21 protein-coding genes are annotated in these 23,605 nt (G+C 60.9%); 8 read left to right on the forward strand and 13 right to left on the reverse strand.

Features of this window, described 5'->3' with window-relative positions:
- Position 1: 1 nt before the first annotated feature.
- From C7U61_RS13260 to C7U61_RS13280, 5 genes are all read right to left on the reverse strand, one after another.
- The gene (locus C7U61_RS13260; RefSeq protein WP_106998513.1) at positions 2–364 is read right to left on the reverse strand and encodes a HepT-like ribonuclease domain-containing protein; all 363 of its coding nucleotides are present in this window, start codon (positions 362–364) and stop codon (positions 2–4) included.
- 228 nt (positions 365–592) lie between these two features.
- Positions 593–1,090 carry a 2-oxo-4-hydroxy-4-carboxy-5-ureidoimidazoline decarboxylase gene (gene uraD / locus C7U61_RS13265; RefSeq protein ID WP_106998514.1) on the reverse strand — a complete coding sequence of 166 codons (498 nt, stop codon included), beginning with the start codon at positions 1,088–1,090 and terminating at the stop codon, positions 593–595.
- A gap of 1 nt (position 1,091) precedes the next feature.
- The gene (gene puuE / locus C7U61_RS13270; protein WP_106998515.1) at positions 1,092–2,015 is read right to left on the reverse strand and encodes an allantoinase PuuE; all 924 of its coding nucleotides are present in this window, start codon (positions 2,013–2,015) and stop codon (positions 1,092–1,094) included.
- A gap of 117 nt (positions 2,016–2,132) precedes the next feature.
- Complete coding sequence (locus C7U61_RS13275; protein WP_106998516.1) at positions 2,133–2,840, reverse strand: DUF1045 domain-containing protein; 708 nt, start codon at positions 2,838–2,840, stop codon at positions 2,133–2,135.
- A 116-nt stretch (positions 2,841–2,956) separates the two neighbouring features.
- Positions 2,957–4,129 carry an FAD-binding oxidoreductase gene (locus tag C7U61_RS13280; protein ID WP_106998517.1) on the reverse strand — a complete coding sequence of 391 codons (1,173 nt, stop codon included), beginning with the start codon at positions 4,127–4,129 and terminating at the stop codon, positions 2,957–2,959.
- Between C7U61_RS13280 and mnmD the strand changes: the two genes are divergently transcribed.
- Positions 4,128–4,862, forward strand: coding sequence for a tRNA (5-methylaminomethyl-2-thiouridine)(34)-methyltransferase MnmD (mnmD, locus tag C7U61_RS13285; RefSeq protein WP_106998518.1), 735 nt, complete (start codon positions 4,128–4,130; stop codon positions 4,860–4,862). The two genes, C7U61_RS13280 and mnmD, sit on opposite strands and share 2 nt — an antisense overlap.
- Positions 4,863–4,907: 45 nt before the next feature.
- Here mnmD and C7U61_RS13290 read toward each other — a convergent pair whose 3' ends face one another.
- The gene (locus C7U61_RS13290; protein ID WP_106999095.1) at positions 4,908–5,837 is read right to left on the reverse strand and encodes an AraC family transcriptional regulator; all 930 of its coding nucleotides are present in this window, start codon (positions 5,835–5,837) and stop codon (positions 4,908–4,910) included.
- Between the two features lie 82 nt (positions 5,838–5,919).
- Here C7U61_RS13290 and C7U61_RS13295 point away from each other — a divergent pair, with 82 nt between their 5' ends.
- Positions 5,920–6,747, forward strand: coding sequence for an oxidoreductase (locus C7U61_RS13295; RefSeq protein WP_106998519.1), 828 nt, complete (start codon positions 5,920–5,922; stop codon positions 6,745–6,747).
- A 49-nt stretch (positions 6,748–6,796) separates the two neighbouring features.
- On the opposite strand, the gene C7U61_RS13300 is transcribed toward C7U61_RS13295, so the two are convergent.
- Positions 6,797–9,610, reverse strand: coding sequence for a response regulator (locus C7U61_RS13300; RefSeq protein ID WP_106998520.1), 2,814 nt, complete (start codon positions 9,608–9,610; stop codon positions 6,797–6,799).
- A gap of 215 nt (positions 9,611–9,825) precedes the next feature.
- On the opposite strand from C7U61_RS13300, the gene C7U61_RS13305 reads away from it, so the two are divergent.
- The 3 genes from C7U61_RS13305 (at position 9,826) to C7U61_RS13315 (ending at position 13,894) form a co-directional block, all read left to right on the forward strand.
- The gene (locus tag C7U61_RS13305) at positions 9,826–11,412 is read left to right on the forward strand and encodes a trimethylamine methyltransferase family protein (RefSeq protein WP_106998521.1); all 1,587 of its coding nucleotides are present in this window, start codon (positions 9,826–9,828) and stop codon (positions 11,410–11,412) included.
- Between the two features lie 146 nt (positions 11,413–11,558).
- Positions 11,559–11,873 carry a hypothetical protein gene (locus C7U61_RS13310; RefSeq protein ID WP_106998522.1) on the forward strand — a complete coding sequence of 105 codons (315 nt, stop codon included), beginning with the start codon at positions 11,559–11,561 and terminating at the stop codon, positions 11,871–11,873.
- Positions 11,874–12,241: 368 nt separating this feature from the next.
- Positions 12,242–13,894 carry a DEAD/DEAH box helicase gene (locus C7U61_RS13315; RefSeq protein ID WP_106998523.1) on the forward strand — a complete coding sequence of 551 codons (1,653 nt, stop codon included), beginning with the start codon at positions 12,242–12,244 and terminating at the stop codon, positions 13,892–13,894.
- A gap of 50 nt (positions 13,895–13,944) precedes the next feature.
- Here C7U61_RS13315 and C7U61_RS13320 read toward each other — a convergent pair whose 3' ends face one another.
- Positions 13,945–14,838, reverse strand: a complete 894-nt coding sequence (locus C7U61_RS13320; protein ID WP_106998524.1) for a DMT family transporter — start codon at positions 14,836–14,838, stop codon at positions 13,945–13,947.
- Positions 14,839–15,234: 396 nt separating this feature from the next.
- Between C7U61_RS13320 and C7U61_RS13325 the strand changes: the two genes are divergently transcribed.
- The 3 genes from C7U61_RS13325 to C7U61_RS13335 are packed head-to-tail and all read left to right on the forward strand — an operon-like array spanning position 15,235 to position 18,423.
- Entirely contained in the window at positions 15,235–16,644 is a 1,410-nt protein-coding gene (locus C7U61_RS13325) for a circularly permuted type 2 ATP-grasp protein (protein ID WP_106998525.1), read from the forward strand.
- A gap of 6 nt (positions 16,645–16,650) precedes the next feature.
- On the forward strand, positions 16,651–17,592 hold the full coding sequence (locus C7U61_RS13330; RefSeq protein WP_106998526.1) for an alpha-E domain-containing protein: 942 nt from the start codon (positions 16,651–16,653) through the stop codon (positions 17,590–17,592).
- A 12-nt stretch (positions 17,593–17,604) separates the two neighbouring features.
- A complete protein-coding gene (locus C7U61_RS13335) occupies positions 17,605–18,423 on the forward strand; it encodes a transglutaminase family protein (RefSeq protein ID WP_106998527.1) in 819 nt (272 codons plus the stop codon).
- 10 nt (positions 18,424–18,433) lie between these two features.
- Here C7U61_RS13335 and C7U61_RS13340 read toward each other — a convergent pair whose 3' ends face one another.
- The 5 genes from C7U61_RS13340 to araD1 all read right to left on the reverse strand — a co-directional run bounded on the left by C7U61_RS13340 (position 18,434) and on the right by araD1 (position 23,519).
- Positions 18,434–18,844, reverse strand: coding sequence for a type II toxin-antitoxin system VapC family toxin (locus C7U61_RS13340; protein ID WP_106998528.1), 411 nt, complete (start codon positions 18,842–18,844; stop codon positions 18,434–18,436).
- The gene (locus C7U61_RS13345) at positions 18,841–19,086 is read right to left on the reverse strand and encodes a type II toxin-antitoxin system prevent-host-death family antitoxin (protein WP_106998529.1); all 246 of its coding nucleotides are present in this window, start codon (positions 19,084–19,086) and stop codon (positions 18,841–18,843) included. The genes C7U61_RS13340 and C7U61_RS13345 overlap by 4 nt, the downstream gene beginning before the upstream one ends.
- Positions 19,087–19,213: 127 nt before the next feature.
- Entirely contained in the window at positions 19,214–20,959 is a 1,746-nt protein-coding gene (araD, locus tag C7U61_RS13350) for an L-arabinonate dehydratase (protein ID WP_106998530.1), read from the reverse strand.
- A 62-nt stretch (positions 20,960–21,021) separates the two neighbouring features.
- The gene (locus tag C7U61_RS13355; RefSeq protein ID WP_106998531.1) at positions 21,022–22,455 is read right to left on the reverse strand and encodes an aldehyde dehydrogenase family protein; all 1,434 of its coding nucleotides are present in this window, start codon (positions 22,453–22,455) and stop codon (positions 21,022–21,024) included.
- A gap of 65 nt (positions 22,456–22,520) precedes the next feature.
- Positions 22,521–23,519 carry an AraD1 family protein gene (gene araD1 / locus C7U61_RS13360; RefSeq protein ID WP_106999096.1) on the reverse strand — a complete coding sequence of 333 codons (999 nt, stop codon included), beginning with the start codon at positions 23,517–23,519 and terminating at the stop codon, positions 22,521–22,523.
- Positions 23,520–23,605 lie beyond the last annotated feature (86 nt).

Here is a 23,605-nt window from a genome sequence, read left to right on the forward strand (position 1 = left end):
ATTATTCGCCTTCCGCTCGCCAGTGGCGAATAGAGTCCAGTTGCAGGAGCAACTCCGGAAGAGATTTGTGAGCGATATCCCACAGGGTCGCCGGCTCGATGTCGAAGTACCCTTGCGTGATCCGATTCCGGAAGTCGCCCATCACATGCCAAGGCAGGTCGGGATGGTCAACGACAAACTCGGGATAATCCTCGGCAATGCGCGCGGCCACCTCGCCGATCAGCATGAGATTCATGCCGACGGCACGTTGCTTCTCAACATTCGTGGAGAACACCGCTTGATCAATTTCCCGGAGGAAAGGACCGGTTTCGGATGCAGCCTGCTGCATGCGTTCAAGGTAGGTAATCAGCCGATCCACGCTCATGCCGGCTTCCTTTCGCCGGCAACACCCGTTTCCGTTACGATGACGCGCCTCTTGGCGTCACCAATCATCCGTCCGCTTCTATCTCTGTCCAATTCTTTCCGTGGCCCCATGGCTCAGTATCCCGCCGGGGGATACTAGGCCATGAGTGAACCGAAAAACAGCGCATACATCAACGGGAAAACCCGCGCAGGGACAGACGCAGCAAGGATGCAGCCCAGAGGCCGAGCGTCAGGCTTCCGGCAGCATGGATTGTAGCCGCAGCAGAGCGATCTTTTCGACCTGCGCCGCCGCAGTCGCTAACTCCGCATCCCTGCCATTGTTTATCCGCGTTTCGAAGGCGGCGAGAATATCGTCCTTGCCGAGTCCCTTGACCGCGATGATGAAGGGAAAGCCGAATTTCGTCACATAGGCGGCGTTGAGTTCGGTGAACCGGGCGTGCTCCTCCGGGCTCAGCCGATCGAGCCCGGCACCGGCCTGCTCCTTGCGGCTATCCTCGGTCAGCTGGCCGGCAATCGCAAGGCGCCCGGCAAGATCGGGGTGCGCCCGCAGCACGCCAAGTCGTTCCGCCTCGTTGGCTGCGCGGAAGGCCCGCACCAGCGCGGCATGCACGCCGCCGGAGGTCAACGGCTCAGCAATGGCGCCCTGATCGTAGGCGCGTTCGGCAACGAAGGGCGAATGTTCGAAGACGCCGCCGAAGCGGCTAACAAAATCATCCCGCGAGATCATGTTAGCGCGCGCCCCCGGGAAGATGATTCTCATACCAGTGGTTGGCGATTTCAATGCGCCTTGGAATCCAGACCTTGTCATGCTTCTGCACATATTCGATGAACCGACGCAGCGCCGCGGCGCGGCCGGGGCGGCCGACGAGACGGCAATGCAAGCCCACGGACATCATCTTGGGACTGCCCTGCTTGCCCTCTTCATAGAGCGTGTCGAAGGCATCCTTGAGATAGGTGAAGAACTGATCGCCGGAATTGAAGCCCTGCGGCGTCGCAAAGCGCATGTCGTTGGTCTCAAGCGTATAGGGGATGATCAGGAACGGCTTGCCGTTCAGACCATCGACCCAGAAAGGCAGATCGTCGGCGTAGGAATCGGAGGAATAGAGGAAGCCTCCCTCCTCCATGACGAGCCGTAGCGTATTGTCCGAGGGCTTGCCTTGATACAGGCCGTAAGGCCGCTCACCGGTAAGCTCGGTATGCAGCCGCACGGCCTCGAGGATATGCTTGCGCTCGAGATCCTCGGAAAAATCCTTGTATTCCAGCCAGCGGTAACCATGGCTCGCAATCTCCCAGCCCGCTTCCTTCATGGCGGCAACCGCTTCCGGATTGCGCGCCATCGCAAGCGTTACGCCATAGACGGTCGCCTGAACCTTGAGTTCGGTGAACATGCGCCACAGCCGCCAGAAGCCGGCGCGCGCACCATATTCGTAGATCGATTCCATGTTGAGATTGCGCTGGTTCGGCCAGGAGGCTGCGCCGACGATCTCGGACAGCAGGTTTTCCGATCCGGGATCGCCGTCGAGAATGCAGCTTTCCCCGCCCTCTTCATAGTTGATCACGAACTGCACCGCGATGCGGGCGTCACCCGGCCATTTGGGATCAGGCGTGTTGCGGCCGTAGCCGATGAGATTACGGGGATAGATTTCCGACATTGAAGCACCTTCTCTGATCGCGGAACGGTAGCATCCGCGCCGCGAAAGTCGAGACGGAAAATGGGAAAATCACTTTCGCTTCAAAGCGAGGTATTGGCGTGAACGCCATTCGCTAATCTAGGCGATCTTGCGGGCGCTGACCTTTCCCATCGGATGCAGCGAGTGCACCCGAAAAGGACCGCCAGCGCCTTCTTCCATCATGAGCGCGATATTGGAAACGGGGATGGGCGCAGCCAAGGCAGGCTCGAAGAAATCGCGCAGCGCGCGCTCGATGCGCGCCATGTCGCCGGGGCTTACCGTACCCGTCAGCATCATCTGGAAGCGGAATTCGTCCATGACATGCGGATGGCCCCAGCGATGCAGATTGGCGAATTGCGTCGCCGACAGGCCGTCCGGATCGATGCGCTCTATTTCCGCTTCGCTCAAAGGAGCCCGGTATTGATCGAAGGTCTGCACCAGCGATGCCGCCAGAAAATGCATCTGCTGGCTTGGTGCGGAGGGAACGAGGCCCAGCGCACCGCCGAGCCGCGCGACCTCCAGCCTCGGTATTTCGAAGGGCGCCACCGTGCCGGAGAACCGCATCAGGTCGCGCAGCAGCCCTGCCTCGGTCATGTCTTCGGCCAGCCGGAACGGCGCCTTGAGCATTCCCATGAAGCCATAGCGGCGCGGGACTGCGGTGTAGAAGGCGATTTCATGGATACCAAGTCCACGGACTGCCGGCGGGTCCACCATCTCGCCGGAATAGACGTTGCGGCCGAGCCAATTCGCCGCCACAAGCGTCAGCGGATCGCTCGCAGACGGCGTGAAGCAAATGGCATAGCGCATGAAATCTCCTCCAGGGCGTGACATCAGGCAGATGGAACCGGCACCGATGGCCAAGGAGATAGGTGATTTGCGTGACAGATTGACGACCCGGAAGAGGTCTGAACTCACCTTTTATGTTATATGACTGAAATATGACTTGCTAAAGTGAAACTCTGCGGCAAGTCGAAGCGACCGGGGACGCCCACCGCCTCACGCACGGCCGCCTCCGCCAGTCGATGCGCCAAACCAAAACTCACCTTGAAGCCACCGGTCAGGGCAATCAGCGAGGGATGATCGGGATGCGCGCCCACCATCGGATCACGATCCACGGCCTTCGGACGTAGGCCCGCCCAACGCTCAACGACTTCCGCGCCGGCGAGTACCGGCGCCATGGCGCGCGCCGCGTCGAGCAGATCATCGAGCTGCCCGTCCGTCGATAAGGGATCGTCAAATCGGTTCTCGCTCGTGCTGCCGACCGCAACCAATCCATTCTCATGCGGCACGATGTAGAGACCATCCCGAAAGATAACCGGCATGCCACCGTCGATATCCGCCTTCAGCATCGCCGCCTGCCCCTTGACCGGCTGACCGAGCGAGGCTTTGCGATTGTCCGTCAGCGCGTCAAGAATGGGGAACGAACGGTAGCCGGCGGCAAGAATGCAGTGCCCGAAGCGGATGTCGCCTTGATTCGTGCGTGCCAGCCCCTTGTCCGGATCGATGCTGCCGACGGCAACGCCCTCGGCGAGCCGGACATCCCCTGCCCCAGCCAGAGACCTGCAAAGCACCTCCAGCAGGGCCCTCGGCGCGACGCGGGCCGCCAGGGTATCGTGGACAAATCCGCTTTCGGCAAGGGACGGCTCGATCCAGCCTTCGACGGGCGCCGCATCGAGCACGTGCCAATGAAACTGCCGATCCCGATGCCGCCAATGCACCTCCGCATCTTGGGAATGGCCAAGGGCGATCTGCCTCAAATGCGGCTTCGGCAGCGGAATCAACCGGCCCGCGCGGCGATAACCGGCTGAAAGCCCGGTCTCCGCCTCCATGACAGCAATTTCCTCTTCCAGCGCGACAAGCGCGTCGAACTGAAACTGCTTCTTGTCCGACCATTTGTCCGGCATGTGCGGCATCAGCGCGCCGAGCAGACCGCCGCTCGCCCCTTGCCCAAAGCGGCCGCCTTCGACAAGCAATGTCCGGATACCAAGACGCTCGGCATGAACGGCGGCCCATAGCCCCATGATCCCGCCCCCAACAATCAGCAGATCGACGGACGATTGACCGGCGCGGCTTGGAGGATTATCGGCTCTTTCCATGACAGATCCAGTTTCCGATCGGACCGAGGCGTCCGAAACCAATGCGGCAAGCCCGGAGCTCGAATGGCGCGACGGCGATATGCCCTATTCGACCGCATTTGGCGACCATTTTTATTGCCAGACGGACGGCCGGCTGGAATGCGGCCATGTCTTCCTGGCCGGCAATGGACTGCCTGCCCGCTGGCAGGGACGGCAGGATTTCCTCGTCGGCGAACTCGGCTTCGGCACCGGCCTGAATTTCTGCGAGACCTGGCGCCGATGGCGAGAGTCGGCCGTTTCGGCTTCGACCCTGCACTTCATGTCCTTCGAACTCTATCCCATGCGGGCCGATGAAATCGACCGCGCGCTGTCGCACTGGCTTGAAATTGACAGCGAGCGACAGGCGCTTGTCGCGACTTGGCCGAGCCATCCCGAGGGTGTCGTATCGCTGAGGCTAGATGCAAATACGCGCCTCAGCGTCGTCTGCGGCCCGGCTCTCGAAGGTGTCAGCCGCGCCGAACAGGGCTTTGATGCCTGGTATCTCGACGGTTTCGCACCCTCCCGCAATGCCGACATGTGGTCACCGGAACTGATGCAGGCACTCCACGACAAGACGGTTCCGAACGGCACCTTCGCCACTTACGCGGCCGCCGGCTTCGTGAGGCGAAACCTGCAGGCGGCGGGATTTATCGTGGAACGGCGCAAGGGCTTTGCCGGCAAGCGCGAAATGCTCTGCGGCATAAAGCCGGCCTGAAGCCGGAGCTGATGTGCCGGGTCAGGCGGCAACCATCGCGAGGGCTCAAATGAGCTCGCCAAGATGCTGGCGAACCCACTTGGCCTCTTCCGAGGCCGTCCGCCGGAAGTACCGTTTGAAATCCCGGCTGAAATGGGCGGCACTGGCATAGCCGACCGATGCCGCCACCTCCGCAATCGTCCCTCTTTGACGCGCAATCATCAACCGTGCCTCGTGAAGCCGCAGCGCCTTTACATATTGGATAGGAGTGCTGCCCGTTAGGGCTTTGAAATGGACGTGGTAGGAGGGAACGCTCATCCCCGCCTCACGCGCCAGCGCGGCAACTGAAATTTCGGAATTGTAGGTTTCACGTAATCGCGCCAGGCTTCGCACGATCTTCCCGGACAAGCCCTGCTGTCGAAGAGCTGAGATCACCGCTCCGCCCTGCGGGCCAACGAGAACCCGGTAATGCAGCTCGCGCAGGATGCCTGCTCCCAAAACCGCAAGCTCGACAGGATCACGCAGTGCCCGCAGCAGGCGCAGCACGACATCTTCGATCATCGGCTCCATCCTGCTCGATATCAGGCTTCTCACTTTGCCGGCCCTTGGCTCCGGCTGTCTCGCCCCCACCTCAGAGGCGATCTCGGCAGCAAGAAGCATGTCGAACTCGAGATAAACGGCAAGCAAAGGGCGTTCTGAGCTGGCTGAGGATTCCATCCGGAACGGAACGGGCACCGATACGGCCAGATAATGCTCCTCATTGTAAAGATAGATCTCACCGTCCAGCATGCCCTGCTTTTGGCCTTGCAGGACGAAAACCGCGCCCGGCTTGTAGAGCACCGGGACGTCGTGAAGGACCGCTTCGGTCCTGAGAATGCGGACACCGGCAAGCGCCGTTGAATTGTATCCCTGGCTGGGAGCAAGAAGGCCCGCCAGTTCCACCAATTCCCGGCGCTTTGACCCCTTGTCGGTGTGGTTCATAGGATTTGGCAAGATATTCATAATTTTTGCAATCGCCGGGGATGATTTCGAAGATTATCAGTCATGACTATCGAGCAATCAAGACGAGATATCGATCATGTCACAGAAGACTTTTTTCATCACCGGAACGAATTCCGGCTTCGGTTTTGCAATCGCAGCCGCCGCGATCCGGAAGGGCCATAAGGTTATTGGCACCGTCCGCTCGGAACAGTCGCGGGCAGGCCTGGCGGAGCGCTTGCCGGCAGTGCGATCCGTCCTATGCGATGTAACGGAGTTCGACCGGATAGCCGACGTCGTTCGACAGGCGGAAGAAGATCATGGACCTGTCGACGTGCTGATCAACAATGCCGGCTACGGCCACGAGGGAATTCTTGAAGAGTCGCCTATCGAGGAAATGCGCCGCCAGTTCGACGTGAATGTTTTCGGCGCCGTTGCGGTCGCAAAAGCCTTCCTGCCGCGCTTCCGCCAAAGGCGCAGCGGCTTCATCGTCAACGTCACCTCCATGGGCGGCATGATCACCATGCCCGGCATCGCTTATTATTGCGGAAGCAAATTCGCGCTTCAGGGCATCTCGGAGGTCATGCGAGCGGAGATGGCGCCATTCGGCGTTCGGGTGACCGCCCTTTGCCCCGGCTCCTTCCGGACCGACTGGGCCGGGCGCTCGATGGTCCGAACCGAACGATCGATCGCGGATTATGACGCATTGTTCGATCCGATCCGGCAGGCGCGGCAATCCAAAAGCGGCAAGCAACTTGGCAATCCGGACAAGCTTGCGACGGCCGTTCTGGACCTGATCGAATCCGACGCCCCTCCGCCGCAGCTCCTGCTTGGCAGCGATGCCCTTGCACTCGTGACGGACAGGATCGAGCGTCTCAAGCAGGAGATCGAAGCTTGGAAAACCGTTACCGTTTCCACCGATGGCTGATCGCCGCGACGGTTGGCAGCCAGTCACGCGTATGGGTCTGGATTGGACCCTAGTTCTTCGAGCGATCGGCCACGAGAGCGGTATCGCCCAGATAGCGCCGGATCTTCGTTTCGAGAAGTTCGGGGCTGATCGGCTTGGACATGCAATCGTCCATGCCAGAGCGCGTGCACATGATGCGATCGACATCCAGCGCCTGCGCCGTCACCCCGACGATGGGCACATGCCAACCCTCCCCGGCCTGGGCCTCGAACTGCCGGATCATGCGGGTCGCCTGATGACCATTCATGACCGGCATGGACACATCCATGAGGATCAGCGACGGCCGTAGCTGGCGCCATGCGTCCACGGCCGCCTGGCCATTCTCCACAACGAGGAATCGTAGGGCGGTCGCCTGCAGGATCTGCGTGAAGACGATCTGGTTCACCTCGTTATCCTCGGCCACGAGGACGTCGATGGCATTGCCGGCTTCGGCGGATACCATCTGATCGACCGCCTCAATTGCTGCTGCCGCCTCGGTCGCCACCGGTAGCGGCAGCTCCGCGGATCCCGATTGTCCGGCCATTTTCTTCCGCCGCGATGTACGGACAACATCGATGATCGTGCTGCGCAACACATTGGCCCGCACGGGCTTCATGAGATGCGCCTGACCATTGACGGCGACAAACTCCTTATCGCTGCCCGCGACGCCCATCGACGTGAGAAACACGATGGGAAGTGCCTCGAAACGCGGATCGGCGCGCAATGCGCTCGCGATCTGATAGCCGTTCATGCCGGGCATGCTGTAGTCGACGATGATCGCATCGACCGATACACCCATATCGAAAGCAGCATTCAGAATGGCGAGCGCGGTCCTGCCATCTTCGGCGACATGCCCGTCGAAGCCCCATTGCAGCAACTGTTCGGTCAAGATGCGCCGATGGATAGCATCGTCTTCCACGATCAGAACTCGGGCATCCCTCACATTGGCCGGCAGCTCGGCGATTTTGCCGCGCGGCGCGACCAGCGGCACCGCTAGATGGACGGTGAAAACCGATCCCCTGCCCCATTCGCTCTCCACCGACAGCGAACCGCCGAAAAGATCGACGAGGCCGGCAGTAATAGCGAGACCAAGACCCGAACCTTCAAGCCGCCGCGCAAAGGACGAATCCGCCAGCGAGAATTTGTCGAAGATCGTATCGAGCTTTTCTTTGGGAATGCCGATCCCGGTGTCTTCGATCCGCAGCATCAGCAATATATTGTCATCTGGTGCCGGCTGGCTGTCCAGCTCCACCAGCACATGACCGCGCTCGGTGAACTTGATCGCATTGCCGACGAGATTGGTCACGATCTGTCGAAAACGGCCGGCATCGCCGAGTACCGCCGCCGGCACGCCGGGAGCGATGCGCACCATCAGCTCGATATTCTTTTCCGACGCGGCAGCTGCCAGCAAGGTCGCAACGTCTTCGACAGCCTCGGCGGGATCGAATGCCATCTTGCGCAGATGCATTTCGCCGGTATCGATGCGGGAAAAGTCGAGAATGTCGTTGATGATGGTCAGTAGCGCATTGCCCGACTTGACGATGATATCGACGAAAGTCTTCTGCCGCGCATCGAGATCGGTCTTGCCAAGCAACTCCGCCATGCCAAGAACGCCGTTCATCGGCGTGCGGATTTCATGGCTCATATGGGTCAGGAATTCGGATTTCGCCCGGTCCGCGGCATTGCTGCGCGCCAGGAGCAGCTGCAAATCCGCCTCGCGTCCCTTCATCTCGGTGACATCGGTCAGGGCCACGGTCCAGCGGCGATGCTCGCCAATGGCGGCGTCTAGCTGCATCCAGCGATCGCCCTTGATCTGGAAGACGCAGGAGATCGGCTTGCCGGCAACGACGCTTTCCCCCCAAGATGCCCGCACAGCCTCGGCATCCTCGCCGAAGTCGCCGCGTTGCGCACAATAATCGAACGCCGCAGACCAGTCTTTGCCGACCTCCAGAAGTTCGGCCGGCAGCTTCAGCATGTCCTTGAGCCGGTCGTTGGCCAGCATGATCGTACCGTCCTGAACGATCAGCAGGCCTTGGGACATGGCCTTCATGGCGTCGGCCATCAGCTCGCCCAGGCGCTCCAACGCCAGCCTGGCCTCGGTGATCTCACGGAATTGCTGTTTGACGGCGGAAACATCCGTGTAGGACATCAGCGTCCGCCCATTGGCAATGCGGCGCGCATCGATGATGACGGATTTGCCGTCGGCAAAATTCACTTCTGTCTGCAGATGCCCGCCCGCCTTGCGCAGTGCTGCCAGGCGCGCCTGATAGATGTCGTCGACGCTACGATCGTCCGAGCCGAAGCGCGCCAGTTCATAGTGCTTGGCGATGAGATCCCGATAGGGGCGCCCTTCGAAGCGCTCATCCTTCGAGAATTCGAAAATGTCATAGAAGGCGTCATTCACATATTCGACAACGTAGCCGCTGTCGTGGATCAGGACGCCGATCGGCATCGAGCGAAGAATATTGTCGAGATCCTGATGCAATCCTCTGGCAGGCGCTTCGAGAAACATGCCGAAAATATAGACGCGGTCTTCCGAAGGGGAAAAACTCTCGATCTGGATGCGCGAACGCTCACGGCCCGATGCGTCGAAGCAGAGTGCCACCTCTTCCGAACCGAAGACCAATGCGCGGCGCTCCCTGTCTTCCCTGTCGGCGCTCTCGCCCGCATCGAGAAGATCACGGCTGCGATTGCCGATGAAATCGGAAATATCGCGCCCGAAAAACCGCGCATAGGCATCGTTGACGGCAACATAACGAAGCTCGCTGTTCTTGATGTAGGCGGGCCTGTCCAGACTGGCGATCCGACGGCACACTATGTCGAGCAGTTCACCGTCCACGGTCAAACGGAGCCTCTCTTTTCACCGCGCATGATAGTTCATGAAACGACGCTCTAGCACAAATGGCTTTAACAAAGCCTTAACCATGTTGACCGTCGCGCCGACGTCGCGTTCAGACCATGGACTGTTCTATAACGGTCATGCCTTGGTCGCAAACGACGGCGGCACACCGAAGGAAACTCTGCCAAGAATCCGTCGATGGATCATTGGGAGCGAGCGCCATGAGCGACGAAGAAAGCCTGACCTTGAACGAAGCGCAGATCGCAACGGCGACGGGCGAACGGCGGCGGCGGGCCGGAGGACGCGGCGCCGAACGCGGCCGCAAGCCGAGCGGCACGAAATATCTCAACCTCGTCAACAATCTCGCTCACACGGAACTGCTGTCGCCCGAAGCGCTCGACGATATTCACGAGGCATCCCTAACCATCCTCGAAGAGATCGGCATGGACATCATCCTGCCGGAGGCGCGCGAGCGCATGAGGGCCGCCGGCGCCGACGTCACGCCCGGCAAGGAACGCGTGCGCTTCGACCGTAACATGATCATGGAGCTGATCGCGTCCGTTCCCTCGACCTTCACCCTGCATGCCCGCAATCCGATCAGAAACGTGGAGATTGGTGGCCGCAATCTCGTCTTCGCGCAGGTTGCCTCGGCCCCCTTCGTCGCCGATCGCGAAGGCGGCAGGAGAGCCGGCAATCAGGAAGATTTCCGCAAGCTCATCAAGCTCGCCCAGTCCTTCGACGTCATCCATATGACCGGCGGCTATCCGGTCGAACCCATCGACATCCATGCCTCGGTGCGCCATCTCGACTGCCTCTCCGATATCATAAAGCTCACCGACAAGGCCTTCCACTGCTATTCGCTTGGCAAGCAGCGCAATCTCGACGCGATCGAGATCGCCCGCATCGGGCGCGGCATCAGCATGGAACAGATGGAACGCGAACCCTCGCTCTTCACCATCATCAACTCCTCCTCGCCGCTTCGTCTCGACGGGCCGATGCTGCAGGGCATCATCGAAATGTCCTCGCGCGGCCAGGTCGTGGTCGTCACACCGTTCACGCTGGCGGGCGCCATGGCGCCGGTGACGATCGCCGGCGCTCTGGTGCAGCAGAACGCCGAAGCGCTCTGCGGCATCGCCTTCACCCAGATGGTGCGCAGGGGCGCGCCGGTCATGTATGGCGGCTTCACCTCCAATGTCGACATGAAGACGGGTGCGCCCGCCTTCGGCACGCCGGAATATATGAAGGCGGTCATTGCAGGCGGCCAGCTCGCCCGCCGCTACGGCATCCCCTACCGCACCTCAAACACGAACGCTTCGAATACGCTCGATGCGCAGGCCGCCTACGAATCGGCGCTGTCCCTATGGGCACTGACGCAGGGTGGCGGCAATTTCGTGCTGCATGCGGCCGGCTGGAGCGAGGGCGGGCTGACCGCATCCTTCGAAAAGTTCATCCTCGATGTCGACATGCTGCAGATGGTCGCGGAATTCCTGAAGCCGCTCGATGTCAGCGCCGACGCCCTGGCGCTGGATGCCGTGCGCGATGTCGGTCCCGGCGGCCACTATTTCGGCACGGCGCACACGCTCGCCCGCTACGAAACCGCCTTCTACTCGCCGATCCTGTCGGATTGGCGAAACAACGAAACCTGGGCGGAAGCTGGGCGGCCCACAACTTACGATCACGCCAACCGCGTCTATAAGGAAACGCTGGCGCGTTATGAACGCCCGCCGCTTGATGCGGCAATCGAGGAAGAGCTCGACGCCTTTGTCGCCCGGCGCAAGGCAGAGGGTGGAGTCCCCACCGATTTCTGATTGAAAATAAAGGTTTTTAGCCCTCAAATTATGAACGAAATTTAATATCGCGACCCGCTTTTTAGCCGCGACTTCGCCCCCTTTCCCAAACAACGTCTAACTCGGCTTCGGCTGAGAGCCGGCCTGTGTTTTGGAAAGGGATGTCAATGTCTGTGCTTCGCACATTTACGACGGCCGGTTTGATCGCGCTGACGCTTGGCAGCGCCGCCGCCGTAACCACCACCACTGCCAGCGCCTCCGACCGCGGCGCCTTCTTCGGCAGCCTTGCCGCCGGTGTCGTCGGCGGCGCCTTGGTAGCCGGCGCCGCGCGACCCGCTTATCCGGCCTACTATCCGGCGTATCCTGCCTATTACGACGGCCCTGTCTACGAGCGGGTCTATATGCGCCGCTATCCCAGCTGCTACTGGGCATGGCGTCACGACGGGTGGGGCCGGCCCTACCGCGTCGAAGTCTGCCGCTGAGGCACGAAGCTGCTGATGATTTTCTTATCTGTCCACCCAATGCCGCCGGATTCCGGCGGCATTTTCGTCCGCCTGTTGAAAAGCTTTCGTTCACACCTCTTGACATTGTCCGCGTTTAAGACCAAATGCGCCTCAGCTTTCACCTTCCGGCCGCCGCGTGAGCGTGCCCTGCGGGACAATCTGTACGCAAGAGAAGGACAAAAGCGCTTTTATGAATAAGGCCGCGCCAGGCGCTGCGGCCAGATGCGCTGGAAAGCTATTTCCAACTTACAAGTTCCCACTTCACGCGGGGTTCTTGACGCCAGAGACAGACCGGACCGCATGGTGCGATCCGGCCTATTTGCTTTGGCGCCCCGAAAGGTATTGAATTGACCGATTTTCACTCGCTTGGTCTCTCCAAGCAGATCGTCGATACACTGTCGCAGAACAACTTCGCGACGCCGACGCCCATCCAGGCTCAGGCCATCCCGCTCGTTCTCCAGGGCCGTGATCTCATCGGCCTCGCCCAGACCGGCACCGGCAAGACGGCCGCATTCGGCCTACCGATCATCGAAATGCTGCTGAAGGAAGCCAAGCGCCCGGACAATCGCACCGTCCGCACGCTGATCCTCGCTCCGACCCGTGAGCTGGTGAACCAGATCGCGGACAACCTCAAGCTCTTCGTCCGTAAGTCGCCGCTGCGCATCAACCTGGTGGTCGGCGGCGCGTCGATTAACAAGCAGCAGCTTCAGCTCGAGCGCGGCACCGACATTCTCGTCGCGACACCGGGGCGTCTCCTCGATCTCATCAATCGCCGCGCCCTCTCGCTCGGCCATGTCACCCATCTCGTCCTCGACGAGGCCGACCAGATGCTCGATCTCGGCTTCATCCACGACTTGCGCAAGATAGCCAAGCTTGTTCCGGCCAAGCGCCAGACCCTGCTGTTTTCGGCCACCATGCCGAAGGCGATCGCCGATCTCGCCTCCGACTATCTAACCAATCCGGTCAAGGTCGAAGTCTCGCCTCCGGGCAAGGCGGCCGACAAGGTCGAGCAATATGTCCACTTCGTTGCCGGCCAGAACCACAAGACCGAAATCCTCAAGGAAACCATCTCTGCCAATCCGGATGGCCGCGCCATCGTGTTCCTGCGCACCAAGCATGGCGCCGAGAAGTTGATGAAGCACCTCGATCACGTCGGTTTTGCCGCTGCCTCCATCCACGGCAACAAGAGCCAGGGCCAGCGCGAACGCGCGCTCAAGGGCTTCCGTGATGGCGATGTCCGCGTTCTCGTTGCAACCGATGTTGCGGCGCGCGGCATCGATATCCCCGGCGTCTCGCACGTCTACAACTACGACCTGCCGGAAGTTCCGGATGCCTATGTTCACCGCATCGGCCGCACCGCCCGCGCCGGCCGCGACGGCATTGCTATCGCCTTCTGCGCTCCGGATGAAATCCGCCTGCTGCGCGACATCGAGCGCCTGATGGGCATCGAGATCGCCGTTGCCAGCGGTGAAGCACCGGCCGATCGCGGCCGCCCCGTTCGCGGCAAGGGCCGTGGTGGCCAAGGTAATGGCAATCAAGGCAGAGGGCAGAATGGCCAGGGACGCGAGCGCGGCGAAGGACGCCCGCAACGCCCGGCCCGCCGTCCGTTCTTCGACAGGGAAAACGGCGAGGCTCGTGGTGAGGCTGGCGAGCGCCAGGATCGCCGCCCGCGCAACGATCGCCCGCAGCGCGAAAACAATCGCAACGCCGATTTCCGTGGCCAGCGCCGCAACGAACCGACGCCGCGTCCGGAGATCGATAACGACCTCGCCTCCACCTCGGATTTCCGCCCCGCTCGCAAGCAGCACAACGGCCAGTCCAGCGGCAACGGTGCCGCACATGAGGGCGGGGGCCATCGCGGCCAGCGTCATTCCCATGGCCGCCCTGCGGGCCGCCACAATGACGAGCGTGGCGCCCAGGGCGAACAGCGCAATGGCGGCAACGGCCGCATGCGCCGCCGTGGCCCCAGCAATGGCGGCCAGCGCCGCGAACGTGCCTGAATGAATGAAGGGGGCTGGTTGGCCCCCTTTCTTTTAAGAATGCTGCTAACCTATTCCGGCACGGCATCCGCCGCGCGCCGGTTGGTGAGGTAAACCCCAATCACCACGATCACCGTACCAACGATGATCGGCAGCGTCAGGGGCTCGCCGAAGGCGATCGCGGCCTCGGTGGCGACGGCGGGGGGCATCAGGTAGATCAGCGATGCGGCGCGCGATACCTGTCCGCGGCGGATGAGATAGAGCAGCAGGCCAACTGCGCCCATCGACAGGCCGAAGACAGACCAGAACATTGCCAGGATCGCCTCGTGCGTGCCATCGAAGCGCAAGCCTTCGAAAATGAAGGCGAGCGGCACGGTGACGATCAGCGCGCCGACATATTGCAAGGTCGCGATGGTTCTGAGGTCGCCGGTCTGCAGATGACGCTTCTGATAGAGCGTGCCGTAAGTTACCGACACCATCGCCAGCAGATTGACGATCAACGGAACGGAAGACTGCCAGAGATTAGCCGTATCCATCGCCAGGAGCTTTGGCGAGATCGCGATAGCAATGCCGAGGAAGCCGAGCAGCAGGCCGGCTTTCTGGATCGGCCGCAGCCGCTCGCCGACGATAAGCGGCGCGGCCATAGCGGTCATCAGCGGCTGCAGCGCCGCAATGATGCCGGAAATACCGGCCGGCACGCCCTCGGCAATCGCCCACCAGAGACCGCCCAGATAAATGCCGTGGAGGAAAATGCCGGAATAGATGGCGCGAAACACGCTCGTCCAGTTGCGCGGCCATCGGGCGCCCGCGATCGAACAAAGCAGCACGAAGGCAAGCGCCGACAGACTGTAACGGATCATCAGGAAGGTGAAAGGGCCTGCATGCAACGAGGCATATTTGGCGACGATCCAGCCGGTGGACCAGAGAAGGACAAAAATTGCCGGCGCAAGTTTATCGAGAGACATGGGAATCGGACCGATATATTTGGCGCTTGAGATCCGGAATCCTGGTCGACTCAGGGTGCCGCGCGAAGGGTTGAGGGCTGATAGCCGATGGCGGTAGAGCGGTCAAAATCGATCCGCTGAAAACAGCAATCAATTTTTCTTCACCTCCGGTGAACCGCCGTCCTCGTTTCAGAAATCTCGGCCGCCACCCGTGCGTTCAGTCCGCGAAAGAAGCAGATGCTCAAATTTTGATCCGCAGATTGCGACAAGACCCGGCAGACGATGGCCACCTTATTCTTAACTGCCTGTAAATCCCTCATTTTTTGATATTGCGAAATTCGCGACGGCAACTGCGCATAGTTCTTGCATTGTAAAAACCGTTGTATTCAAATGGATAAAAACACGGGGACCGCACCTTTGGCATTTGATGAAATGATGACTGCGGATGAAAGTCCGCGCGCGCCTTACGAGAAATATTTCGAGTGGTACTCAGGCCAGGACAGGGGCCACCTCATTGCCAAATCCCGCGATGCGGAAACCATCTTCCGAAAGACGGGCATTACCTTTGCGGTCTACGGACACGCAGACTCCTCCGAAAAGCTCATCCCCTTCGATATCATCCCCCGCATCATATCAGGCCGCGAATGGCGCAAGCTCGCCCAGGGCATCGAGCAGCGGGTCATCGCCCTCAACGCCTTCCTCGACGATATCTACCACAAACAGGAAATCATCCGCGCCGGCCGCATCCCGCGCGAGCTGATCGAGAAGAACGTGGCTTTCCTGCCTGAAATGATCGGCTTCCGCCCGCCGGGTGGCGTCTACACCCATATCGTCGGCACCGATATCGTCCGCACCGGCGAAGACCAGTTCTACGTGCTTGAGGACAATGCCCGCACGCCTTCCGGCGTCAGCTACATGCTGGAAAACCGCGAAACGATGATGCAGATGTTCCCCGAGCTGTTTCACCAGAACAAGGTGCAGCGCGTCGAGGACTACCCGCTGCTGCTGCGCCAGAGCCTGGCCTCTCTTGCGCCTCCCGGCTGCAGCGGCAAGCCGCGCGTCGCCGTGTTGACGCCCGGCATCTACAATTCCGCCTATTACGAGCACTCCTTCCTCGCCGACATGATGGGCGTGGAGCTGGTGGAAGGCTCCGATCTGCGCGTCATCGACGGCAAGGTGAAGATGCGCACGACGCGCGGTTACGAGGCGATCGACGTGCTTTATCGCCGCGTCGACGACGATTTCCTCGACCCCCTCACCTTCCGTCCGGATTCCGCCCTCGGCATCCCCGGCATCATGGATGTCTACCGCGCCGGCAACATCACCATCGCCAATGCGCCCGGCACCGGCATTTCCGACGACAAGGCGATCTATTCCTACATGCCGGAGATCGTCGAATTCTATACCGGCCGCAAACCGATCCTGGAGAACGTGCCGACATGGCGCTGTTCGGAGCCCGATAGCCTGCAATATGTGCTCGATAATCTTGCCGATCTCGTCGTCAAGGAAGTCCACGGCTCCGGCGGCTATGGCATGCTCGTCGGACCGACGGCGACGAAGAAAGAGCGGGCGGCCTTTGCCGAAAAACTCAGGAGCAAGCCGAACAACTACATCGCGCAACCAACCCTTTCGCTCTCGACTGTGCCGATCCTCGTCAACAAGGGCATTGCCCCGCGGCACGTCGACCTGCGGCCCTATGTCCTCGTCTCCGACAAGGTGCGGATCATCCCCGGCGGGCTCACCCGCGTGGCGCTGAAGGAAGGCTCGCTGGTGGTCAACTCCAGCCAGGGCGGCGGCACCAAAGACACCTGGGTTCTGGAGGACTGATCGGACATGCTGGGAAGAACCGCGAATGGCCTCTACTGGATGTTCCGTTACATCGAGCGCGCCGAAAACATAGCGCGCCTAGTCGATGCCGGCCAGCGCATGTCGCTGACCCGCAGCGATGCTGCCGATGACGACTGGGACGGCGTCCTGCAAAGCGCCGGCGTGCGCGAGGCCTACAATGAAGTGCATAACAAACTGACCGGCGCCGACGCGATCGATTATCTGATGCGCGATCGTTCCAATCCCTCGAGCGTCATGTCCTGCATTGAATATGGCCGCAACAATGCCCGCATGGTGCGCACGGCGCTGACGCGCGACACCTGGGAAGCGACCAATGAATGCTGGATCGAGCTGAAGGCCCTGCTTGGCCGGAAGCTGAAGACGGCCGAACTGCCCGAGACGATCGACGTCATCAAGCAGCGCGCCGGCTTGATCCGCGGCGCCTTCCACGGCTCGATGCTGCGCAACGAGCTTTATAACTTTGCCCGCATCGGCACCTTCATCGAGCGCGCCGACAACACGGCCCGCATTCTCGATGTGAAATACTATGTCCTGTTGCCATCCGTCTCTCATGTCGGCTCCTCGCTCGACAATGCCCAATGGGAATCGATCCTCAGATCGGTCTCGGCGCACCGGGCGTATAAATGGGCCTACGATCCGGAATACAAGCCGGCCAACATTGCCCACTTTCTGATCCTCAACGGCCAGATGCCCCGCTCACTTGCCTATTGCTATGACAAGATCGTCAGCAACATGGGTTATCTCAGCGCCGAATATGAAAAACGGCTGCTGGCGCACGATACCGCGGAAGCCATCCGTCAGTCGCTGCAAAAGCTGACGATCAAGCGCATCATGGACCAGGGCCTGCATGAGTTCCTCGAAGATTTCGTTGCGCGCAACAACCAATTGGGCGCCGAGATCTCCGACGGCTACCGATTCTACGAATAGGCGGGCGATATCATGAGACTGACGATCAGCCATATCACGGAATATCGCTACGACGAGCCGGCGCAGTTTTCCCTGCAGCGGCTGCACCTGACACCATTGACGGACGTCGGTCAGACGGTCATCGACTGGAAACTGACTGTCGAAGGCGCGAAGCCCGAGGTCGAATATGACGACCAATTCGGCAATCGCGCCACCCTTGTTTCCCTCGACGGGCAGCAGGACGCAACGAAGATCATCGCGTCAGGCGAAGTCGAGACCCAGGATCTCAACGGCGTCGTCGGCCTGCATCAGGGCTTCAGCCCGCTCTGGCTTTTCCTGCGGGAATCGCCGCGCACCAAGGCGGGCAAGCTGACCAAGGAATTGTTGCGCCGTATTTCCGGTGACAATGAACTCAGCAGGATGCATGCGCTGATGAAAGCGATCCATGAGGCCGTGGAATACAAGCCGGGCACCAGCAATACAGAGACGACGGCGGAGCAGGCACTGGAAGCCACGAGTGGCGTCTGCCAGGACCATGCTCACATCTTCCTCGCCGGCGCCCGTGCATTGCAGATCCCTGCCCGCTACGTCTCCGGCTATCTGATGATGGAAGGCAAGAACGAGCAGGCAGCCACCCATGCCTGGGCCGAGGCGCATATTCCCGGCCTCGGCTGGGTCGGCTTCGATCCGGCCAACGACGTCTGCCCCGATGCCCGCTACGTCCGCGTCGCGACCGGCCTCTGCTACCGCGACGCAGCACCGGTTTCAGGCATGCGGATCGGCACGCCGGGCGAAACTCTTACCGTCAAGGTGACGGTCGCGAACCAGGGGCAGAGTCAGAGCCAGAGCTGATAGAGGCAATTCATCCGGCAGGGAAAACCGCGACATGGCCTTTGTCGCCATAGTGAAGGATCGCTTTGTCGGCCGTCAGCAGCGGGATACGGTGGAAGCGTGCCGTCGCGACAATAATCCGGTCAGCCGGGCCGGCATGGAATTCGCCCGGCAGGCGAACGCTATCGACCGCGATTTGCGGCTCTATGGGAGCCAATTGCAAACCGGGTAAAGCCAGCGCTGAGGCGAGCCAACGGCCGACGTCGTCACCAAGTGCGACGCGTCCCTTCTCAGCAAGCATGGCGACTTCCCAAGGCGTAATCGCCGAGACCAGAATGCGGCTGCGCGCCGTCGTTTCATCGATAAGTTCACGAGCCCGAGCACTCAGCCTCGGATCGTCATGCATGGCCCAGATCAGAATATGGGTATCGATGACGATCAACGCGTCGCATCCCATTCGCCAACATCGACAGCAGGCAGAAACGGATCGTCATATCGAAGAACACTGCCCTTCATCGCGCCGATAATGCTGCGGCGATCTGATTTCTCCGATGCGGGCGTCAGCAAAGCGACGGGCTTTCCACGCTTCGTAATGATAATCGGCTCGCCGTCGTCGCCCATTTGATCGATCAGATGAAGGCATTTTGCCTTGAATTCGGCTGCACCGACAGACTTGATAGACATGTCCATTTTTCCTGTACAGATGTACATAACGTATGGTCATCTAACGCGAGGCCGTCAATAACTCCAAGATGCGGCAATGAAAAAGGGACGGAACTTTCGCCCGCCCCTTTTGATTCAGACAATGATTTTAATGGCTGTCGCGGTTGTTCGGGATTTCCGAGCCGCGCGGGCCGACGAGGAAGTCCAGGTCGGCGCCGGTGTCGGCCTGCATGACCGACTTCACGTAGAGACCGCCATAACCGCCCGTGAGCGGCTTGACCGGGGAAACCCAGGCGGCGCGGCGCTTTGCCAGTTCCTCATCCGACACTTCGAGCTGGATGGTGCGGGCGGGAACGTCGACGGCGATGATGTCGCCGTTCTGGACCAGCGCCAGCGGACCGCCGTCGGCAGCTTCCGGAGCGGTGTGCAGGATGACAGTGCCATAGGCCGTACCTGACATGCGCGCATCGGAAATGCGGATCATGTCGGTAATGCCCTTCTTCAGCACCTTCGGCGGCAGGCCCATGTTGCCGACTTCGGCCATGCCCGGATAACCCTTCGGGCCGCAGTACTTCAGCACCATGATGCAGTTCTCGTCGATGTCGAGATCGTCACGGTTGATGCGGGCGTGGTAGTCCTCGATGCTTTCGAACACGACAGCGCGGCCCTTGTGCTGCATCAGATGCGGCGAAGCCGCCGACGGCTTCAGGACGGCACCCTTCGGTGCGAGATTGCCGCGCAGAACGGCAATGCCGCCCGACTGCGTCAGCGCCTTCTCACGGGGAACGATGACATCGTCATTGTAGTTGACGACATCCTTCACGCCGGCCCAGATCGTATCGCCGGTGACCGTGATGGCGTCCTTATGCAGCAGGCCCATTTCTCCCACAGCCTTGATGACGACGGGCAGGCCGCCGGCATAGTAGAACTCTTCCATCAGGTATTTGCCCGACGGCTGCAGATTGACGATCGTCGGCACTTCGCGGCCGAGGCGATCCCAATCGTCAAGCGAGAGATCGACACCGACGCGGCCGGCAAGCGCCAGCAGGTGCAGAACGGCATTGGTCGAACCGCCGACGGCGCCATTGACGCGGATGGCGTTTTCGAAGGCTTCCTTGGTCAGAATATCTGATGGTTTCAGGTCTTCCTTGACCATGTCGACAATACGGCGGCCGGAAAGCTGCGAGATGACGCGGCGACGTGCATCCACGGCCGGGATGGCAGCATTGCCGGGCAGCGTCATGCCGAGCGCTTCGGCCATCGATGCCATGGTGGAGGCCGTGCCCATGGTCATGCAGCTACCGGCCGAGCGCGCCATGCCCTGCTCCGCATCCATGAATTCGTCCAGCGACATCTCGCCCGACTTCACCATTTCCGAGAATTGCCAGATCGCCGTGCCGGAACCGACATCCTTGCCGCGCCACTTGCCATTCAGCATCGGGCCGCCGGAAACGAGGATGACGGGGATATCGACCGAAGCCGCACCCATCAGCAAGCTCGGCGTGGTCTTGTCGCAGCCGCCGAGCAGCACGACGCCATCGACCGGATTGCCGCGGATCGCCTCTTCCACATCCATGGCAGCGAGGTTGCGGAACATCATCGCCGTCGGGCGCAGCGTGCTCTCGCCGACGGAGAAGACCGGAAATTCGACGGGGAAACCGCCCGCCTCGTAGACGCCGCGCTTCACGCGCTCTGCAAGATCGCGCAGGTGCGCGTTGCAGGGCGTCAGCTCCGACCAGGTGTTGCAGATGCCGATGATCGGACGGCCGTCAAATGTATCGGCCGGCAGACCCTGGTTCTTCATCCAGGAGCGGTGCATGATTGCGTTCTTGCCGGTGCCGCCGAACCAGTCGTAGGAGCGCAGCTTGCGCGGCCATTCAGCTTTCTTTTTCATATCTCAGTACCCTTTGCGTCGCACAGGCCGCCTCGTTCGCGCCTGGACTTTGAAATCGATGATCAGGCGAGCGTGTAAGCCGTCTTGACGGTGGTGAAGAATTCGGCGGCATATTTGCCCTGCTCGCGCGGGCCGAAGGACGAGCCCTTGCGGCCGCCGAACGGCACGTGGAAATCGACGCCCGCCGTCGGCAGGTTGACCATCACCATGCCGGCTTCCGCATTGCGCTTGAAATGCGTCGCGTGCTTCAAGCTGGTGGTGGCGATGCCGGAGGACAGGCCGAACGGCGTATCGTTGGCGACGGCCAAAGCCTCCTCGTAATCCCTAACGCGGATGACGGAAGCCACCGGGCCGAAGATCTCTTCGCGGCTGATGCGCATCTGGTTCGTCGCTTCCGTGAAGAGCGTCGGCTGCAGATAGAAACCGGGTGTATCGCGCTTGACGAGTTCGCCTCCGAAGGCGAGCTTGGCGCCTTCTTGGCGGCCGATCTCGATATAGTCCGTATCCGTCTTCAGTTGCTTCGCATCGACGACCGGGCCGATATGCGTGCCCGACTTCATGGCATTGTCGACGTTGAGCGTCTTCAGCTTCTCTGTCAGCGCCGCCACGAACCTGTCGTGAATGCCTTCGGTGACGATGAGGCGCGACGAAGCCGTGCAGCGCTGGCCGGTCGAGAAGAAGGCGGAATTGGCAGCCGCTTCGACGGCAACCGTCAGATCGGCATCGTCAAGCACGACCATCGGGTTCTTGCCGCCCATTTCCAACTGGTACTTGCGGCCGTGCTCGACCGAGGACAGTGCCACGCGCTTGCCCGTGCCGACCGAACCGGTGAAGGTAATACCCGAAAGAACCGGGCTGTCCAGCATCGCCTGGCCGACGACCGAGCCCTTGCCCATGACGAGGTTCAGCACGCCCTTCGGCAAGCCGGCGCGGTGGAGAATATCGACGATCGCCCAGGAACAGCCCGGCACGAGATCGGCCGGCTTGAAGACGATGGTGTTGCCATAGCAGAGCGCTGGCGCAATCTTCCAGGCCGGGATGGCGATCGGAAAGTTCCAGGGCGTAATGATGCCGATGACGCCGAGCGGCTCGCGCGTGATCTCGACGCCGATGTTCGGGCGCACCGAAGGAAGCACCTCGCCTGCCAGGCGGAGTGCCTCGCCGGCGAAGAATTCGAAGATCTGCGCGGCGCGGATCGTCTCGCCGATCGCCTCGGGCAGCGTTTTGCCTTCTTCGCGGGCAAGCAGCGCGCCGAGCTCGTCCTTGCGGGCGAGGATCTCGTCGCCGGTCTTCTTCAGGATCGTGTGGCGCTCCAGAATGCCGGAACGCGACCAGGCCGGAAAAGCGGCCTTGGCGGCAGCGATCGCATCCGTAACATCCTGCGCGCTTGCGTTCGCATAGAGGCCGACGACCTCGTTCGTATCCGACGGATTGATGTTCTCGGTGCCGTTCGTTCCCGTCCATTCCCCGGCAATCAGGTTCTGATGAATGGTCATGGCGTCATGCCTTCCTGGATCGTATTGAAGATGCCCGACCGATCCTTGCGGCCGGGCTCGATGCATTACAGCTGGCGAACAGCCACGTCGTCCTCGGCAGCAACCGCGAGCGGATTGCGCAGCGGCAGGCCGAATTCGCCAACTTCGATTTCGAAGATATCGCCGACTTCCGGCTTGATACCTTCGGCGAAGGAAAGTGTCGCCGTGCCGAACATGTGCACATGCACATCGCCTGGGACGCGGAAGATGCCGTACTTGAAGTGGTGATATTCAAGGTTCGCAAAGGTGTGCGACATGTTCGCCTCGCCGGAGAGGAAAGGCTTCTCGAAAATCACCTTGTCGCCGCGCTTGATGCGGGAGGTGCCGCGAATATCCTCCGGCGCCACTCCGATGCGGATTTCCGGCCCGAAGCTTGCCGGACGCAGCTTGGAATGGGCGAGATAAAGATAGTTGATCCGCTCGGTGACGTGATCGGAAAACTCGTTCGAGAGCGCGAAGCCGATGCGGAATGGCGTGCCGTCCTTGGCGATGACATAGATGCCGGCCATTTCCGGCTCTTCGCCGCCGTCAAGCGCGAAGGACGGAGACACGAGTGCCGCACCCGGGGCCGCAGCGCCATAGCCGTTCCCCTTGTAGAACCATTCGGGCTGCACGCCCTTCTCACCCGCCTTCGGCTTGCCGCCCTCGATGCCCATCTTGAACATCTTCATGGAGTCGGTCAGCGTTTCCTCAGCGGCTTCCGTCGTCTTCTTATGCATGGAATCGCGCGTCGCGGCAGAACCCAGATGCGTCAGGCCGGTGCCCGTCAGGTGCAGGTGAGCTGCGTCGGGATGCGTAATCGGCGGCAGGAAGCGGCCTTCGGCATAGGCTTTGTCGAGATCGATCGGCTCGCCGAGACCATGGGCTTCGATCACCGATGCCAGCGACTTGCCGCTATCGGCGGCTTCGATCGCCAGAGCATAGACGCTGCCGCCATTGATGACAGCTTTGGCGGTTTCACCGGGGCCGTTGCGGACCGCAACGACGATCTCGCCGTTCGAACCCTTGATCTGCGAGATGAGCATATCCTTCATCCTTTCCTAACAGACAGAGATCGGACACGTTCTACCGTTCCGGCTCTCAGCGAGAGCCGGACTCTGTCATGGATTTG

It is taken from the genome of Rhizobium sp. JAB6, assembly GCF_003024605.1.
Classification (GTDB): domain Bacteria; phylum Pseudomonadota; class Alphaproteobacteria; order Rhizobiales; family Rhizobiaceae; genus Rhizobium.